This window comes from Dickeya sp. NCPPB 3274, assembly GCF_000406205.1.
GTDB classification, from domain to species: domain Bacteria; phylum Pseudomonadota; class Gammaproteobacteria; order Enterobacterales; family Enterobacteriaceae; genus Dickeya; species Dickeya fangzhongdai.
Window position 1 is genome coordinate 31076 of sequence record NZ_AOOH01000057.1, and the last position, 16318, is coordinate 47393.

Sequence of the window (16318 nt, forward strand, 5' to 3'; positions counted from 1 at the left end):
GTCGTCAACTGATTTGAAGGGTCTCACATGGGTGGGGCAATGCCAGGTGACACATGGTGTCCGGGCTAAGGTGGGAATATGTTACACAGCCAAGCAAAAGCTAAAAGTCAGCGCTCTATCCAGACCATACTTGATAACACGAGTGTGATCGATAGTCTTGAGCATCGCTCACTTTTTCCTGACACTATTGAAGTGCGCAGGATGCTTAGCCGTACCCACAAAGAATCTCAACACTTTATAGTGACGCTGTTAAGCGATATCAAACGCGCTGAAGATACTACTGTGGTTAAGCCATTTGCTGAAGTTGCGATTCGTGGTCAAAAGCTGCTTTTCACGGTTAAGCCCAAAAACCAGTATCCTAATCTGTGTGTTAGTGAAGATATTTTGCTTATGATCGAGAAGTCGGTGGCTACGTTTATGGAGCAACACTTCGGTTCCCGACTCTAAACAATATCCACACACTTATCCCCCGTTTCTGTGGATAATCAATTTATAGTGGCTGGCCGTAGTTACCCCCGTTTACCACAATCGCCGCCGTAGGCCGCCATGTCTACTGGCCCCCTTTAGTTAAGAGGGGGCCAGTACGACAGGCTCGGCTCATGATGGAAAATGGGGATAACTACTATTCCCCGGAAAATCGTGTCCACGTGAGTAGCTGCGTTGTGAGTGTAAGCCACAACTTGCGCATCGGGCCAATTCGCCGCTGTTCAATATACTTTAGATGCGCAAACGTATGATGTGCTGCTGTAGGTATTCGCATATCTACAGTGCAATGTGCAAGTGGAGCATTAGTCTGGTTCGACATGGTCACCGGTGCGTTCAACAGTTTCACCAGCCGGTCCTCCATCTGCTTAGTGTCTTCATGTGGTGACCCATTGCAAAAGCTGAAATGTTGTTTGATGAACCACTCGCTGCCAACTTCATCACTATAGCGATAAGCCTCCAGCGTGGACCAAAGTTGCTTGTTAGGGTGTCGGATCGAAAATATCCGGGATCGTCCGTCTTGTACCTCTCCGGCATAGCCACCAACACAGTGGTGCAGGGTTTCACCTTCTTCGAATAACTCAGCCCGCGTCAACAGTTCACGGCAATGGTAATTGCCACTGGTCAGTTCAATGCGCGTCCGATCAATCAGCAGAGCCTCTGGGTGAATATGCTTCAGATGCTCTTCCTTGATATAGACTTCCCATTCATATGCACTCATGTTTTCATAGCCACGAGAGCGCATAATTTTTAGTTCAACATAACCATGAATCCAACGACCGTAACGGCGTTCAAGTGCTTTCCATGCAGCAGTTTCTTCAATGTGCGATTCGGCTGACAGCCCCCAAAAGCTAGGGACTAACAGCGGGTGCCCCCGTACAAAACTTTGCGCCTCAGCCAGCTTACCCATATCGACGTTGCCTGTAAGGTAGGCATCACTCAAGTGGTACAAGCTGGCTAGTTGCAGACCTACCGAACCTTTCTCGCCAGGACTGTTTTGCATGTAAATCTGTGTTACCCTGGCCGTTTTCGCGGCTTTGCGATAGGCCCGCAACTCGTTGAACATCTGAGGAATAGCCCGCGTAGGATAGCGCTTGGCCTGGTTAATAAGCACTTGGTCGGGTTGATGCTTGGCATCAAGGAAATAGAAGCCTGAGTCTTCTCTTACCAGGTCGAAATAACCAGCCAGCTCATGCTGGAACTTCAAATACAACTCAGCATTCTTCTCGCCGAATCGCCAACGGATATTACTGCGCTCGATCCGGCGTTGAACGCCGTCAAGACCTTTGGCATAGCTCATCAACGATACCAATTCCATCGCGGCCTCGTTATGGCCGTAAGCTCCCGGCAACTCATGGCGCTTCTTGAACCAACGTAGGGCTGTATGGTGTGGAGTTTGCACATTGCTGATCAGCAACTGACGCGAGCGAACAAAATCGGCAAATGCTGGTATCCACCCCAGTTGCCCCGTGGCTAGGTCAACGCCAACCTGGGTGCAGTTGATGTCAAATCCTTTGAGCAAGGTTTGTAGAGGGGAGTCGAAGCCGAGGCAATAGAGGTGTTCATACGCAACTTTGTTTACTAGATCCTCACGGTAACTGCGAACTATGTCGTAGGACTTGGTTACTGAGAATTGTAAATGAGCATAGTCCTGATGGATTCGACAGTCCTGGAAACCAACAGTATCAAGAGTCCGGTTGGCCCCCCTGGCTTCTTCGATATCTGCAATTGAGGCTTGATAAAACACATCTAGGTCGTTGTAGATAACCAATCCCTCACCGTCATCTGCATAGAGGTCGAACAACGCACTACTGACGGCTTGACCAGCCAGGTAGCCAGAATCGGGCAACGTACCTAATGCTTGGAGGTGGTCGATGATGGCCACCCCCATTGCTGGGTTGAGTTCCTCGTGCAGTTTTTTCATAGAATGGCCTGCTAACGTTTATCCGTTTTCCACTCGTTATTTTCAGCAATGAGACCATCGTTTTCATTCCACAACATCCCTTTTATTTTATAAGAGTCATTGGATTGACTCTCACAGAAAACTGCGTTACCCCCCTACCCACTATCTGTTTTTGTATTAATATTATTATGCGGCGTATAATCTCTTGTAAAAATTAATTGTGCGATACTTTATTGAGATTGCATAAATATATGCAGAGCGCACATCGGTAAAATTTAATGTTATATTTTTATCTCCTATATTCATAGTAATATTACTTTTCCCTGTTGCAGGGGAAACTAACAGTGAAACATTTTTAACATAAAAATTCGTTTTGTTTAAAAATATTTCCGGTGATATGTATCTAGCCAAGTCCAAGTCCAAGTTAAAACAAGCATAACCATTATCGTCAACACTCATCACTGCTGAAAATACTGAAATACCTTTTAAAACAATTGGTAAGTAAATCTTTGACGGTGGATAGCGCAGAGATACAGATTTCAAGTGATATTGATTACCATCCCACTCGCTCAACTGACATGTTAGTCCATTATCACGGGCAAAGTCGATTATTAAATAACTGCAAAAATCCTCATACGGTGGTTTCAATAGCATAGATAAGTTTGGGTGTGTATTATTTTTCCATTTAAGATGGCGTTCTCTCCAGTATTCGTTCTCTCTTGTGTCGTCGAAACTCCCCCCCCCAAGATTTAATACATGCTAATTCGTATTTTCCTTTTGATTTAATAACGTCAAAATGAGCCTCTCTTAAGTCTTTATCAAATAGAGATCTAATCTCTTCTATTTTTTCATGGTAGGCGTTTTTTAAATCATTTAATTTTTTAATGTCACACTCAAGCCTTTCACTTGTTACATCCAGCTCTTTCATTTAATTTCGCCTTATCAAATTATGCTAATTGTAAATTAACAGAATAATGTCCAGATATATTTCTGAGCAATGATTTTATCATTCAATTATACAAATGTGTATAAATTTGATATTTGTGCATGCACAAAATGATCGAAAAATGTTGAGCTCATCCCTCCTGTTACTATGCAGCAGAGGTAACAAGAATTGGCCTAAAATCACCTCTTGTGTCTTGGTACTGTGAAAGAATTAGATACAATGCGCACCAAAACCGCATTTGCGTCATTCTGGCTTGTATTGTTTTCCTCGTTTTCATTCGAAATTTATCATCAGAGATAACGCGCAAATCTCTACGCCTGGCTATCTCATCCATAGTTTGTTTACCGGATAAACCCAACTCATAGAGTCGCTGTCCCCGTTGCATCATCCGGTCATACATTGCCGCTTTCCCCGCAGCAATTTGAACCACGCCAAAGCGGAGATAATACTGTGCAGCCCCTCCTGGCTTGAGAAGCTGTGTCGCGGCCCGGTCTCTCAGAACCGGATAATCACACCATACGATGAATTCCGCAGCCTCCTGATCGACAGTCAGCTCATCATCTTCACAGTAGCTGACTACACGCTTCGCGCCTTCAGGCGTCATTATCTGCCTGGCGGCTCGTGGGTCATCACTACCATCAAAATAAACCATTTCGGCCAACGGATCGGATAGTCCATCGATGCCTGAACCATTATCCCACCGTTTCCCCACCTTCACCCATATAGGCGCAGGTATGGGGGTTCGTGCCACGGGTGTCATACCCAGCTCATCGTTTAATAGATCCAGTTGGTGATGCGTCCACACTTGATGGAATATCTCCAGTGCTCGGAATGGTTTGGCGTTGAAGTGATGGAATGCCCAGAGAAAATCAATGTGGATCAGTGCGGACTCCGACACAATACGGAACTGAGGCTCTGACATACGACGGTTGTATTCGGTATCCTCCAAATTTCCACTCAACAATTCGTCTTTAACTACATCGGCCCGTAGCTGTTCAACGAAATCGACGCTACAACAGATATGCAGCAGTCGTTCAAGAAACAAGGGGGAGTAAACATCAGGCTGGATCTTGATGTAACCAGTGCCATAGATTGTCCTGCCTACAGGATGTCGGTCTTCCCATGCATATCGGCGCTTTGCCAAAAATCGCTGTATGCGACTCAGATATTCCATATAGCCATATCGTTCTGGGTCAGAACTCAGCATTGTCTGCATGGACTTATCCAGACCAACAGCCTGACATGCCCAACAGCCAAAACGAGCACCACAGGCATCACTTTGTTTTTTGTCATGAGTGGTCCAGACACATTCACCAGTTGCAGACCGGTACATCTCTGCTGTTTCTGTATTATCCGGCAGGTAACTGGGTAATGGGTAGTCAACCCTATTGCCACAGGAGAGCAAGAATTCCCAGACATCTTCAGCTCTCCAGTTTTTGATCGCGTAGAGTTCGCCCCCTTCACGCGTTTTGATCACGTTACTGGAACTTCCTTGTTTTTTAGCAATATTGCGCGCCCGTGTAGTGCTTTCTGCGTCACGGCTCCCCAGGAGAAGGCAAATGCGGCCCTTGAGGCGTTTCCCTTCCATAAATGTGGCTTTTGCCCGGTGTGCTGCATTTATTTTTAGTTCATGCGTACATTGACGGGCACTACTATTGGTGAAAGTTGGAAGCCCTCGCCCGGTGAGTATTCGCCCTGTCCAGGATGACGTGATCGCCGGTTCAGCAATCACAATGGTCAGAGGCAAACCATGCCGATCAATGAATTCCTGGAGAGCATTAAGTTTCTTACGCGCCAACGCATGAATTTCAGGGTTTTCAATCAGTGTGTTTGTATGCAGAATAAAATGGTGACGACTAGTAATTTTACCAGTCCGCATCACACGCATTAGTGCCATAAGAAACAGATGCAGCACCGTTTCGCTGTCTTTACCGCTTGAATACCCCAACATTAGTGTCCATCCTGTTGTAAGCGCTCGATAGATCGCTTCCAGCGAAGATGCAACCTTCTCAGACAAACCACTCTGTTCTAAATCGCCCAAAGCAGCAAGTACATTATTCCATTTGTCATCAGTGTGGATATGCTCTGACGCCTTCATTTGTTATCCAGAATTAACCAAGAGACATGAAAGAGTATCTTTAGTAAGAACCGGCTTTAATTGCCGCTACAATCCGTGTGGCAGCGGTTCGCTGACTTCGAATGTTGGCTATTATTTTTCCTGTTTCCCGGCTCACACAGAGTCCAGCAAAGTGCTCATACAAGAAAAAATCATCCCTCTCACGGCGACTTGAACTGTTGATCATTTCATCCATTCGCTCGCAGATCTGGTATACCGTCATCGACTCCAACAGCTCCTGGACTGCAAACCCAAATGCATTGACAAGTACGGCAGTGAATGTGAGCCACTCCTGAACGTACTCGGAATATTTTTGCTCCCCGGCATCGGATAATCCGGTGAACCGGGTCCAGGCACTCCAAATTTTTTTCAGATCACTGAGTTTTTTATCCCGTTCATTTTCGTCACCAGTGACCGTTATAAACCTCCCGGAAGCGTCACACAGTGCCTTAAACGAGACCCAAAACGGACTGTTTTTACCTGTGATATTAGTTCGCTCAAAATCAGTTTTACTTTTCAGCGTAGCGTCATTCATTACTACATCGCGTACCAGTTGGCTGAGAACATTACTTCTGTCATAAGCCAGATTAATAGCTGGATTGGGTTTGGATGCATTACCATTGATGTCAGAGAAAAACTGCTGTCTTATTTCAAGGGGCAGATTTTCAGATAACTCTAACGTTATTGTCTGGTATCCTAGGTTATATAACCTCTGACAAACTTCACCCAGGCCGACCTCTCTATGTTGGCCGTCAAACAACACAATCCGGGCATTCATTGGAATATCGACTGTGCCAAAACCGGAGTATATTTCTGATTCTGTAACCTTTATGGGCCCTTCGATATTCCCAATTAACGGAGGGATGATGAAGTCTTTATTATCAGATAGCGCATTAACGACGTAATCAGCAAAAGCACTGGCTCGTCGCTTGTTCAGTTCTCGTTGTGAGCGGTCAAGCGTATGGATAGTGTGATCCATTGCGAGAACACGAGATAGTGAGTCAAAGGAGACGCTAATCGTTATCACTCTCCTATTTCCTTGCTTTCCAAGCAAGCAAGGATAGGTGAAATGTTTAAAGTCAGACATTGTGTTATTCCAATAAATAAAGGATGTTATAATTACGGTGGAAAAATGGAATTAATACATTTTTAATCGATATTTCACATTCTTTGATGAATAAAGAGAAAATGTGATTTGTATTTAACTTATCACAATGTTATATGATGATGATATAAATATTAGCTGCGAAAAATATGTTTGGCGGGGTCGATAACTGTCACCGTAATCGCCCCGCCACGCCATCATGTGGCATGGCGAATATATTCTATAGAAGAAAAAAAATCAATCGAGTGTAGCTTCTTCATATATAAGATTGGCTTTCTCTCTTCCTTTCTGCGTCAGGGAGTAAGAAATTCTAAATTTTTCATTCCTATGTTGGTGCAAGTATCCATTTTGGCTTAACACCAAGCATGATTGTCTAAAATGGTTAGCGGATACATCTTTATTTCTAACCTTATTAATGATTTTAAGCAGATCGACAACCGGAATTACTTGGTGTTTATTTGTTTTCTTCTCAATACTATAAAGAATGAGTAATGTGTTTCTTTGGTTTTTGGATAGTCGCATACGAAATCCTTAATCGTATCTGGTACGTTTAAGGATACTTTATTACGATATGTTTTTCACTATTTTCTTTTTATCTTTATGTGTTCTCTGTTCTTGGTCCTAGGGTGAAAACGATGTCTGAATACATGTACATCGTCTTTGGTTCCCATGTATTGCCATCGTTCCCCAGTATCCTTATCTTCACATTCAGTATCACCTGCATTTATTTCAAATAGTGATAGTTCCTTCCACATGGTTTCCCATTCAATAGAACCTGGCTCTACATAGTCAAAATCATCTTTCATATATAATCCAATTAGTTAGGGTGAGAGATAAGGTGAATTCTATCATCAACGCAAAACCGATGATACACTTTTGTATCATCGGTTTTGTGCATGCACAAAGAGAAGAATATGCATATTATGATAATGAAATACATAACAAGTTATCTAAATCCAATACTTGAGTGGTTATCCGTGGCATTTGTAATAATAACTATTTGTTATGATCTAAGAAGAAAAACATTAAACTTTTTGGTTTTTATAACTTTAATATTCATCCCTTACTATTTGATCGGTTTTTTATATAAAGGAGGGGCGATATTAAACTTCCCCTTCGTGTTTAGTTGTTCAATAGGGTTGCTTATACTTATTGCTTACCTGAAAGGAATGAAAGCAGAAGTGAAAAATACGCTAACATACATATATGTTAGATGTTTCATTATCCCCGTTGTGATTTTCTTCCTTATTCAAGGAAAACTAAACTACCCCAGCGATATTGTTCAGGCTTGGCTCTTTTTATTCTTCTATGTGATCCCCATTTTTTTCTCTATAGTTGGGCTTAACCGTTTTTTCCTTCTGAATACAAGGGGGGGGTAACCCCCCTTCGTTATGCTACAATTTGCTCTTTGCTAATACATAACTCAGGGCAGTTAGCCGTAACTAATGCCTCAGCAAATTGGGGGGGAACAGCATTGCCACATCTCGCCACTTGTTTATCCTTCGCGTATTTCACTCCTCGATAATCCTGATCGATGATGTACCAGTCGGGGAATCCCTGCGCTGGGTAGAGTTCGTGCGGTTGCAACATCCTCATGCCGATATCGACTATTTGATAATCAATACCTTCGACAGTTACTAAGCCGAACCGATCACGACTGGTGACTGTGTGCAGTGGTTCCTGAATGTTCAGTCCCTCTTTCTCATTGCCGTAGTATTTCAACAAGAATGCTCTTACTTCACCGAAGTGGTTGCCACCGGCGGTTACAGTTTGCAGCGGTGTGTCAGTTGCCTGCCCCGTATTTTTTCCGCGCAACTTGATCAGGTTTGATGTCACCAAGGCGTGATGATTGCCTGTCGTAATTGTATGCGCCGGTGCATCAGCTGCACCACCTGCGTGCCCTGTATTGTTCACCATCAAATGCGCAGCGACAGCTGCATGATGGTCAACCGATGTTATGGTATGAGCAGGTTCGCCCATCGCGGTTCCTGGACCTGTGTAACTGCCACCGTAATGTTTAGCAAGAAAAGCCGCAACGAGCTGACTTTTACCGCCACCACCCGCTGTGATCGTACCACTGGGTTCATCGGCACGATGCCCCACGCTAGCTCCAAACTGTCGGGCGATGATCGGAGCAACCACAGCAAATTTGTTGCCTCCAGCTGTGACAGTGCCTAATGGCTTTTTGATATTGAGGCATCGAGGAGATTGACCCGCTCTTTCTCCATACCCCATCTGGATCAACGTAGGGGCCACCAGCAGGTGTTCTGCTTTACTCATTACCGTCGTTAGCGGATCTTGAATGTCATATGCCATGCGGTCACCGCCAAAACCGGTTTGACCGATGCGGGCAATGACGGGGGCAACAACACAAGCATGGTTTGTATTTACCAGCGTATGCATGGGTTGCTCGGCACTGCGAGGTTTCGCTGAATATTTGGGCCCACCAGCGCCAACGATAAACGGTGCCAATGTTGCTTCGACCATACCGAGTGCATGACCATTACCGCCAGGACGTGCTGACGTTCCAGCGGTAACTGTTGGCATAGGTTCGGTAACTTCCTGTCCTGTCGCACCAGTGCGGAATTTTGTCAGGTGTGGAGTAACGACAGCAAACCCGTGGGTACGTGTAATCGTCTGCAATGGCTCATCAAGCGCCTGCCCCCGGAAACAGTCATATTTCGACTGGTTGCTGGTGTGGTTGCACTTAACGATAAATGGCGTCGGGTTATCCAGCACAAACCGCTGAATACCACGTGCAATACGTTTCAGCGTGTTTTCTGCCAGCGGGCGGGAACGCTCGAAGATGCTGGGGCACGGAATAGACCAGTCTATGCATTCGGCAGCTGTGCGCCACGGTTTCAGTTTCCCAGCCTGTACCGCTGGTGATTTTGGATCGCCGTGCGTAGCCTCCGGCCATGTCACTTGCAGACCATCGCAGCGCATCACCATGAAAAACCGTTTACGAATCGTTGGGGCACCATAATCACAAGCCCGTAACTCACGATAATCAACGTTGTAGCCCAGCCCATGTACCAGTTTCTGCCCCTGCTCACTGCCTTGCGCGATGCCCAGAAATTCACAGACTTCGGTTAATGCTGGATGGTCAGCAGGAACACCACCGGACAACATACCGCAAAACGCTTTGAACGTTTCCCCTGAGCGGTCGGGGTCTGGCCGCTGCGAGCCATCGGCACCTGTAATCAGCGGCCCCCATGTTTTGAACTCTTCGACATTCTCTAACATCATCACACGCGGGCGAACAGCAAGTGCCCAGCGCAAGACAATCCACGCTAACCCGCGAATCTCTTTTTTCACCGGCTTGCTGCCCTTCGCCTTGGAAAAATGGCGACAATCAGGGCTAAACCAGGCTAACCCTACCTGGCGGCCAGCTGTTGCATTCATTGGATCAATATCAAATACAGATTCACAATAGTGTTGTGTATCTGGGTGGTTAGTCATATGCATGGCAATAGCATCTGGAGAATGATTGATAGCGATATCAACACATCTTCCTGTTGCCATTTCGATTCCGGTAGAAGCTCCGCCCCCACCGCAAAAATTATCAACTATTATCTCTCTCATTTCTTGTTTTCCATTGAGTTAACCAATCCTTCAACTATTTCAATAATCTGAGGCATTGGGTAATGGTGTAAAAGCAACCTATTGATGTGTGACTTAATTTTGTTTTGAAGTAACGAAGAAAGATTTCTGGCTGAAAAAACACGATTGAAAATAAAGAAGACTTCAGAACTCCATTTTACCTCGGATATACTTTCATCGTTACCTAATTTAACGTCCAACCAGAAAACAAGATCTATGTCTTCCGTATAGCCGTGCTTTTTCAGGATGGGCATAAGTTCAGATATGAGATCTGACATATTATTATCCTTAATAAGCCATTTTATATGGCGTAGCACTAAGGGTGTTTATTGCTGCCCTACTATATTTGCTGCTGCTTTCTTTATCGTCAAGGACGACTTTTACATTGACGCCGCGCTTATGTGCATCGATAAGTGCCTTTGTTATATCCGGCGCAGTGAATGAATATCCCATAAGCTGAATGCTTGTGTTCGATGAATATAAAACACTCAATACCAGTGAGCGAGCGCTCCCTTCAGGAGAGAACCCTGTATATATCTTAGGCTCAGCGATAGAGAGTAATGGTACAAATAAAATGGAGAGAAATATATTTTTTTTCATTATTGCTACTCTTCTGTTTATGGTTGGTGTTACTATACTAATGATAGTAATTATTCTACCAATTTTAAAAGAAAACACTAGGTGAAAATATGACAAAACAGGAATGGATTCGTCGGCTAAGAAAATGTCAAACAGAAGATACCCTGGAGAAAGTGATCGAAAAGAATAAGTACGAACTAAGCGATGATGCTCTGGAAACATTTTATTCCGCTGCGGATCATCGGCGAGCAGAAATCAAGATGAAAAGACTATATGATAAAGTTCCTGCGGAAGTATGGACATATATCAGATAAAAAACGGGCGTTTGCCCGTTTTTCATTAATAGCTCATCAGAGGTTATTCGCTACACGATAGGCTTTAAGCCTTATGCGTAAAAGAATATGAATCAAAACAAATACAAACAAAGAGGCAAAGACACTACTCCTCCAGTACCCCATCAGTATTTTTTGGACTTCTACAGGACCGTTCATAGAGAAAAAAACCCTGATGGTATCATATGCCATTGGGGATTGTTCTGGCATCATGATAGATGCATATACGAATCCACCAATGATCATGAACGGCACAAAAAAGCATATAATAAAAAACAGAACCAATGCTTTACTAATACTGTTGATTGTTAAAACATCAATCAAAGACTGAGTTTTAGTGATGCGGTCATCTGTTACGCTCAACTGGGTGGTTTCATCTTTCATGGTACATCCTTTAATGTTGTGAGGAATTTTGTGCATGCACAAATTTATTACAGATCAAGATTCGTTTCAAAAAAATTTAGTCTCCCCTTAAATGGAATGAATGAAATTTCTTTTGCATTACTCAGTTGGAAACCAATTGGCCCCCAGAACCAGGGGGAATCAGATGACTCACAACATCCTGTCATATTTACAGCACCAATGATTCCACCATATTTATACTCAGGACTATCCCTTTCAGGAAGAGGTATGTTATTAGCTTTTGCTATTTTACTTGCCACGTTCCAGTCTGTATCTGATATTTTTCGTTTAGATGCATGGATAAAAACACAGCCGCGATATTTTGTGGGCCAAGTTCTGTTGTCTATATCCTTATATCCATGTACTATTAACCAAGCCCAGGGCTGACGAGTCGAGATGGCTTTCAAGTATCATTCCTCTTCTTGAATTAATCTTTTGAATCTTTCCCAACGAAATGAGTCATTAGCATTCGCAGGGATAATGCCAAAGTGTTCTCTATATCGTTCTAACTCCCAGTACATATTGATGTGTTCAATATTAAGGCTCTTGAGTTCTTTTTCCAGTTTGGATACTGTTTCCTCCCTTTTCTTAAGGATGCGATTAAGAGAACGGCGTTCCTGCAAGAACGCATCATGATCCCCTGTTAATTTAAACATACAAGCCAGCATGTTTAGTTCAGTAATACGGTCAGCATCAAATGCCCATACTGTTTCCCACTCATGCCCACGATATCCATCGCTCATGCAACATGTTACATGCCCGGCCATAACGGTTACGTGCCCACGACTGTTCACCCACAACAGCCCCCAACGGTCAGGAAGATCATCAATAGTGATCAACCCTTCCGGGCACATGAAATAGCGATAAGTGCCGACACCGCAGCCTTCCTGTCGGTGGGGCTTTTTTCGGTCGGCAAGAAAGTCAGAACGGCTCACTTTAACTTCTACCAGCACTGAACATGGAGGATGACCCCATGACCACCCCCACGCATCACAGCGCTCATGCCCGCGAGTATCAGATACCTCCTTAAATGCCACCTGGCAGTTTGGCCCTTTAGCGCTGGGGGATCTGAGTAGCCATTTGAGGGCAATAGAATTAAGCTCTGAGTGACTAAAGCTCATACTGTTATTTGTCCTTTTTCTTTATCCTTAGTTAATTGACGTATCGGTTAAGTTCAGCGCGGGTGACAGAATAAAGATATTGCCATCCCTCACCGTGGCTGCGACGATAGTCTAAATTCGGAATAGATGCATAACTCGTATGACGTTGCAGGAAGTGAGCCAGCTCGTGCGCGACCAGCGCCTTAACATGATTCAATCTATTCATAGATGTAAAATCTCCGATCACCGGCGATTCACTGATATGCTGGTATTCCCGAAAACGAAAACTAAAAAAATCTGATTTATACAAATAGCCTGGTGAAATTGTTATACCTTTAGGTCCACCCCACGAATTTTTTGTATGCCACCTTGTTTTAACTAATGGTGTAGGGCCGGTAAAGCAATGGCTCACACGGAATTTATCCAGCAGATATCCGGCATAAAACACTATCAGCGCCTCAACATTTTTAATTTGTTTCGCACCAAATCGTGTAATGACATCCTCTCGTGCTTTTGCGGCTAGGTTGCTCTTACGGGTTACATTAGGTGGATTTTTTAGGTCGCTAACATCGATAACAAAACTGTCTTCAAAGTCACCGAGTGGTGAGTCAAGATGAACCAACAGCTCCTGTGGCTTACCGTGTTTTTCCAGCAGGGCATCAAGGCAACGAACTTCTCGACACTCAATCAAGTCGTCAGATCCCGGAATGTCCAGCCACAAAAGGCTGCCTTGTGGCACGGTACGAAACTGCCGAACATTCTGAATAATGGCCTGTCTAATGCTCATTAGTCATCATTCCTCATTTTAACGGGGGTAGAATTTAGCTTGGAAATTATTTTCTCTTTTCGTATTCTTTCTTTTTCTATGGATTCTCGTTTATCCATTATTATATTTATTCTTCTTAGGTCTTCATATGATATCATCCCTTCTCTCATGAGCAATTTTTTAATATACTCAATAATAACGATATCATCGGTTTTTTCTATAACACCAATTATCTCCTCCGAAGATGGATAAATATCACCTCGCATCGAGAAAGATAAAATAATAACAAGAGACGTCAAGAGGGCTGCGAACGTAACAATGTCGCTTTCAGATGTAATAAAAACATAAATGGCAGGAATGAAGAAAAACAAAGACAAGCAAAGATGAATTACAAGTCCTTTTTTACTCTTGTCACTTATCTTATCTTGATTTTCTATCATTTCATATATATCCATTATTTTATCCCAAAGTAACACTTAATTTTATTTTATGATGGTTAGATTATTTACTATTTTCATTCATCTTACATTTTTATCGTCCTAAGTAGTGACTCAATTTATATGGTATATCTTTTTCTCCATTTCCTTTCACGAAAACGCGACCATTAAGCGAGCTTCCACTTAACGTCTGCCACCCCCATGATTTACATACAGCCTCTCCATCAGCAATTTGACTTAATCTAATAATATTCTGCTGAATCACTGGAATCCATACATCCCGATCTTCATTGTCTAAATCATCTTTATTAAATCTTGTTATTGAATCATGACACTCATCAATCATATTCATAATCACAATTTTAAAAACATCTGGCTTCGCATATTCAAGCATATTTAGTGCAAGTGATTTCAATTTCACCACACAATATTCATTCCAATTTTCATAAAAATCCACTTCGCCATTAAAGTTGCATTCTTCTTTTATTATCTCCATATTATATATTGATTCCAGTAACGCGGAACCATTATCCTCACCTACAACATCATCAACTCCTTGCAGATCTGGTAATTCATCTCTAATGAGTTGAATGTAAGCGCAAGCTAAATTCAACTGATGAAAATCAAAGTCAGTTTTAACACCATAAAAAGAACTCAAAGATGAATAATGGTGTGACAGTTTGAATATTGACATAATATTCCCTTGATAATCTCAGTAAAAATTTAAAAAAATTCAATATCTGCGTCATTATGAACAACATAGGTCTTAGAGCAATAATCACACTCAAATGATCCACCAGCCGGATTCCCCCAAAAGCCGTCATTTTCCTCTCCACAATATGGGCAGTTGACGGTTACTTCAGTGGTGTTCATTTCGGTTACGACACGCGGCTCTGGCAACTCCTTCGTCACGCTAATTTCATCAGACACCGTGGCTTCCGCTTCAGCGGTAGGCGGTGAAACAGTAACATCAGTGGCACATGGATCGTGACGCAGTGCTAATAGCTGCATCTCCAGTTCCTCAATACGAGCCTTTTGCGATACCAGCAGACTCTTTTCCTCGCTGTTGAGAGGGGGCTGTTGCCATAGGGGGGTTACTTTAACCACATCAACGGGTGGCAGAGTTCTCCTCAAGAAAACCCGCTGATCCTTCTTCGTTACAAACTCATATGCGTATGGCTTGGGCTTGCATCCCGCTGTCTCACAATACTTAATGAGTTCGCGCAATACAGTAGCGACGTCACTTGCATCTACGTGTTTGTTGCCTTCTGCACACCTCAATAATTCTTCCAGTTTTTCTTTGCTATATTCAGTCACGGCATTAGTCCCAATAGTTCAGAACGGTTAGATTTTCTTGATGTATCAACACTTAATCCCAGCAGAGAGTTGATGCGAAATAAGCACCTCTGCATGGAGTATCTCTCGGATGATGCCAACTTACATACCCTTCCTGACCACCGAAAGGGCTGGTTTTGTACCAAGACTGGTAATACCTGGTACTTTCTGCCCAATATTTTGCATCATCAGAATCAATAACATTCTGATTTACAGCCACTTGGATGATATCGGCCTCGGTGTAATCACCACGCATAACGAGAAATCGGCAATCATCTGATGTTAGATATTCAACAACACCATCATTTTTATGTTTCTTTGTCGGTTTAATTAATTTCAGATCTTCGTCTTCTACGTTTATTTGTAACGCTGACATATTATTTACCTCATTTATCTGAAACCAGCTGCATTATCGGAATGCGGTTCATGTGCATCGTGTAGCCAGTCTTCAACTCCAAATCCGCATACTGACGTAATAATTCGGGGTGATGTTTGCCACCATTGATCAGATCATTCTTGCTTGCCATGATGCAAAAAACACAACTCAGCCTTTCGTTACCCAGTTTGTAGGCGTAGTGCGGCTGTTGACCCGCATCGCTGATTGTTGTGAAAACCTCGTCTGTCAACATGTCATGAATGGGGAGCCACTCATACCAAGTCAGAACTGAGTTTGAATCGGTATCGTTGCGTTTGAATACTTGACGCTTTGCTCGACTTGACGATTCTTGTGCTCGCAGCCCAAGGCAGTTTACGATGATTTTGAAACCATTAGCTTTTGCATATGCCCGAACCTCACGCTGAATGGGACCACGTTTCAGATCACTGGTACATTGCCTTGTACGAACCGACGGCCAGCTTGGTACATCTGGGCGATTCTCAAAACGCCGTTCAACCATGTCAAACAACGTCTTAGCCGCTCTCGCTACAATAAAGGGGAGTTCTGCATCAGTTGCTTGTTGCTGTGCTAATGTCATTGCTCCAGGCCAGGCTATCGCTCCAAGCGCAGCATGCACGACAATCAATTGCCTGACGGGAATAACCTCCAGTAATTTTATCAGCATCGCTTGACTGTCTTTCCCACCGGAGTGATTAGAAACAAATAGTGCTCCAGCCTGGATTAATGATGATATATCGTCATCTCGATTATTTGTCATGGTTATTACTCTCATCACAATAAGCGAATTAATTTTCCCTGGTGATAATTACTTTCT

At 43.4% G+C, this 16318-nt stretch carries 21 protein-coding genes; 2 read left to right on the plus strand and 19 right to left on the minus strand.

The window, feature by feature from the left end; all coding sequences use genetic code 11:
* Nucleotides 1-78 precede the first annotated feature (78 nt).
* Nucleotides 79-447: a hypothetical protein gene (locus tag DXX3274_RS22330; RefSeq protein ID WP_050569757.1), complete on the plus strand. Its 369-nt coding sequence runs from the start codon at nt 79-81 to the stop codon at nt 445-447.
* Between the two features lie 175 nt (nt 448-622).
* Here DXX3274_RS22330 and DXX3274_RS00325 read toward each other — a convergent pair whose 3' ends face one another.
* The 10 genes from DXX3274_RS00325 to DXX3274_RS23895 form a co-directional block, all read right to left on the minus strand.
* Entirely contained in the window at nt 623-2407 is a 1785-nt protein-coding gene (locus DXX3274_RS00325) for a PcfJ domain-containing protein (RefSeq protein ID WP_042857926.1), read from the minus strand.
* Between the two features lie 165 nt (nt 2408-2572).
* Entirely contained in the window at nt 2573-2959 is a 387-nt protein-coding gene (locus DXX3274_RS23545; protein ID WP_152495196.1) for a hypothetical protein, read from the minus strand.
* Between the two features lie 112 nt (nt 2960-3071).
* Nucleotides 3072-3314, minus strand: a complete 243-nt coding sequence (locus tag DXX3274_RS00330) for a hypothetical protein (protein ID WP_042857927.1) — start codon at nt 3312-3314, stop codon at nt 3072-3074.
* 163 nt (nt 3315-3477) lie between these two features.
* On the minus strand, nt 3478-5430 hold the full coding sequence (locus tag DXX3274_RS00335) for a phosphoadenosine phosphosulfate reductase family protein (protein WP_050569758.1): 1953 nt from the start codon (nt 5428-5430) through the stop codon (nt 3478-3480).
* Between the two features lie 40 nt (nt 5431-5470).
* The gene (locus tag DXX3274_RS00340) at nt 5471-6535 is read right to left on the minus strand and encodes a DGQHR domain-containing protein (protein WP_042857929.1); all 1065 of its coding nucleotides are present in this window, start codon (nt 6533-6535) and stop codon (nt 5471-5473) included.
* Nucleotides 6536-6790: 255 nt separating this feature from the next.
* Complete coding sequence (locus tag DXX3274_RS00345; protein ID WP_042857930.1) at nt 6791-7075, minus strand: hypothetical protein; 285 nt, start codon at nt 7073-7075, stop codon at nt 6791-6793.
* Between the two features lie 59 nt (nt 7076-7134).
* On the minus strand, nt 7135-7359 hold the full coding sequence (locus DXX3274_RS22485; RefSeq protein WP_071603880.1) for a hypothetical protein: 225 nt from the start codon (nt 7357-7359) through the stop codon (nt 7135-7137).
* Nucleotides 7360-7942: 583 nt separating this feature from the next.
* Nucleotides 7943-10138, minus strand: coding sequence for a DNA cytosine methyltransferase (locus DXX3274_RS00360; protein WP_050569759.1), 2196 nt, complete (start codon nt 10136-10138; stop codon nt 7943-7945).
* Entirely contained in the window at nt 10135-10434 is a 300-nt protein-coding gene (locus tag DXX3274_RS00365) for a hypothetical protein (RefSeq protein ID WP_042857932.1), read from the minus strand. Before DXX3274_RS00365 ends, DXX3274_RS00360 begins: the two co-directional genes overlap by 4 nt.
* Before the next feature lie 10 nt (nt 10435-10444).
* A complete protein-coding gene (locus DXX3274_RS23895) occupies nt 10445-10756 on the minus strand; it encodes a phospholipase D-like domain-containing protein (protein ID WP_071603881.1) in 312 nt (103 codons plus the stop codon).
* 89 nt (nt 10757-10845) lie between these two features.
* Here DXX3274_RS23895 and hha point away from each other — a divergent pair, with 89 nt between their 5' ends.
* Nucleotides 10846-11049: a hemolysin expression modulator Hha gene (hha, locus tag DXX3274_RS00375; RefSeq protein WP_042857935.1), complete on the plus strand. Its 204-nt coding sequence runs from the start codon at nt 10846-10848 to the stop codon at nt 11047-11049.
* Between the two features lie 36 nt (nt 11050-11085).
* On the opposite strand, the gene DXX3274_RS00380 is transcribed toward hha, so the two are convergent.
* The 9 genes from DXX3274_RS00380 to DXX3274_RS00415 form a co-directional block, all read right to left on the minus strand.
* Nucleotides 11086-11451 carry a hypothetical protein gene (locus tag DXX3274_RS00380; protein ID WP_042857937.1) on the minus strand — a complete coding sequence of 122 codons (366 nt, stop codon included), beginning with the start codon at nt 11449-11451 and terminating at the stop codon, nt 11086-11088.
* Between the two features lie 47 nt (nt 11452-11498).
* Entirely contained in the window at nt 11499-11876 is a 378-nt protein-coding gene (locus DXX3274_RS22495; protein WP_071603882.1) for an ASCH domain-containing protein, read from the minus strand.
* A gap of 3 nt (nt 11877-11879) precedes the next feature.
* The gene (locus DXX3274_RS23230; protein WP_152495198.1) at nt 11880-12404 is read right to left on the minus strand and encodes an adenylosuccinate synthase; all 525 of its coding nucleotides are present in this window, start codon (nt 12402-12404) and stop codon (nt 11880-11882) included.
* A gap of 217 nt (nt 12405-12621) precedes the next feature.
* Nucleotides 12622-13356, minus strand: a complete 735-nt coding sequence (locus DXX3274_RS00390) for a hypothetical protein (protein ID WP_042857938.1) — start codon at nt 13354-13356, stop codon at nt 12622-12624.
* Nucleotides 13356-13790, minus strand: coding sequence for a hypothetical protein (locus DXX3274_RS00395; RefSeq protein WP_152495199.1), 435 nt, complete (start codon nt 13788-13790; stop codon nt 13356-13358). The genes DXX3274_RS00390 and DXX3274_RS00395 overlap by 1 nt, the downstream gene beginning before the upstream one ends.
* Nucleotides 13791-13866: 76 nt before the next feature.
* Nucleotides 13867-14466 (minus strand): hypothetical protein, encoded by a 600-nt coding sequence (locus DXX3274_RS00400; RefSeq protein WP_042857942.1) that lies wholly within the window; start codon nt 14464-14466, stop codon nt 13867-13869.
* 29 nt (nt 14467-14495) lie between these two features.
* Nucleotides 14496-15089 (minus strand): hypothetical protein, encoded by a 594-nt coding sequence (locus DXX3274_RS24070; protein WP_202960820.1) that lies wholly within the window; start codon nt 15087-15089, stop codon nt 14496-14498.
* 52 nt (nt 15090-15141) lie between these two features.
* Nucleotides 15142-15483: a hypothetical protein gene (locus tag DXX3274_RS22505; protein ID WP_071603884.1), complete on the minus strand. Its 342-nt coding sequence runs from the start codon at nt 15481-15483 to the stop codon at nt 15142-15144.
* A gap of 10 nt (nt 15484-15493) precedes the next feature.
* Nucleotides 15494-16261: a phosphoadenosine phosphosulfate reductase family protein gene (locus DXX3274_RS00415; protein ID WP_042858007.1), complete on the minus strand. Its 768-nt coding sequence runs from the start codon at nt 16259-16261 to the stop codon at nt 15494-15496.
* Nucleotides 16262-16318 lie beyond the last annotated feature (57 nt).

Bases quoted from the DNA above. Each gene is read 5' to 3' on its own strand.
- DXX3274_RS22330 (WP_050569757.1), top strand. From the start codon at position 79: ATGTTACACAGCCAAGCAAAAGCTAAAAGTCAGCGCTCTATCCAGACC.
- DXX3274_RS00325 (WP_042857926.1), bottom strand. From the start codon at position 2,407: ATGAAAAAACTGCACGAGGAACTCAACCCAGCAATGGGGGTGGCCATC.
- DXX3274_RS00330 (WP_042857927.1), bottom strand. From the start codon at position 3,314: ATGAAAGAGCTGGATGTAACAAGTGAAAGGCTTGAGTGTGACATTAAA.
- DXX3274_RS00335 (WP_050569758.1), bottom strand. From the start codon at position 5,430: ATGAAGGCGTCAGAGCATATCCACACTGATGACAAATGGAATAATGTA.
- DXX3274_RS00340 (WP_042857929.1), bottom strand. From the start codon at position 6,535: ATGTCTGACTTTAAACATTTCACCTATCCTTGCTTGCTTGGAAAGCAA.
- DXX3274_RS00345 (WP_042857930.1), bottom strand. From the start codon at position 7,075: ATGCGACTATCCAAAAACCAAAGAAACACATTACTCATTCTTTATAGT.
- DXX3274_RS22485 (WP_071603880.1), bottom strand. From the start codon at position 7,359: ATGAAAGATGATTTTGACTATGTAGAGCCAGGTTCTATTGAATGGGAA.
- DXX3274_RS00360 (WP_050569759.1), bottom strand. From the start codon at position 10,138: ATGAGAGAGATAATAGTTGATAATTTTTGCGGTGGGGGCGGAGCTTCT.
- DXX3274_RS00365 (WP_042857932.1), bottom strand. From the start codon at position 10,434: ATGTCAGATCTCATATCTGAACTTATGCCCATCCTGAAAAAGCACGGC.
- DXX3274_RS23895 (WP_071603881.1), bottom strand. From the start codon at position 10,756: ATGAAAAAAAATATATTTCTCTCCATTTTATTTGTACCATTACTCTCT.
- hha (WP_042857935.1), top strand. From the start codon at position 10,846: ATGACAAAACAGGAATGGATTCGTCGGCTAAGAAAATGTCAAACAGAA.
- DXX3274_RS00380 (WP_042857937.1), bottom strand. From the start codon at position 11,451: ATGAAAGATGAAACCACCCAGTTGAGCGTAACAGATGACCGCATCACT.
- DXX3274_RS00390 (WP_042857938.1), bottom strand. From the start codon at position 13,356: ATGAGCATTAGACAGGCCATTATTCAGAATGTTCGGCAGTTTCGTACC.
- DXX3274_RS00395 (WP_152495199.1), bottom strand. From the start codon at position 13,790: ATGGATATATATGAAATGATAGAAAATCAAGATAAGATAAGTGACAAG.
- DXX3274_RS00400 (WP_042857942.1), bottom strand. From the start codon at position 14,466: ATGTCAATATTCAAACTGTCACACCATTATTCATCTTTGAGTTCTTTT.
- DXX3274_RS22505 (WP_071603884.1), bottom strand. From the start codon at position 15,483: ATGTCAGCGTTACAAATAAACGTAGAAGACGAAGATCTGAAATTAATT.
- DXX3274_RS00415 (WP_042858007.1), bottom strand. From the start codon at position 16,261: ATGACAAATAATCGAGATGACGATATATCATCATTAATCCAGGCTGGA.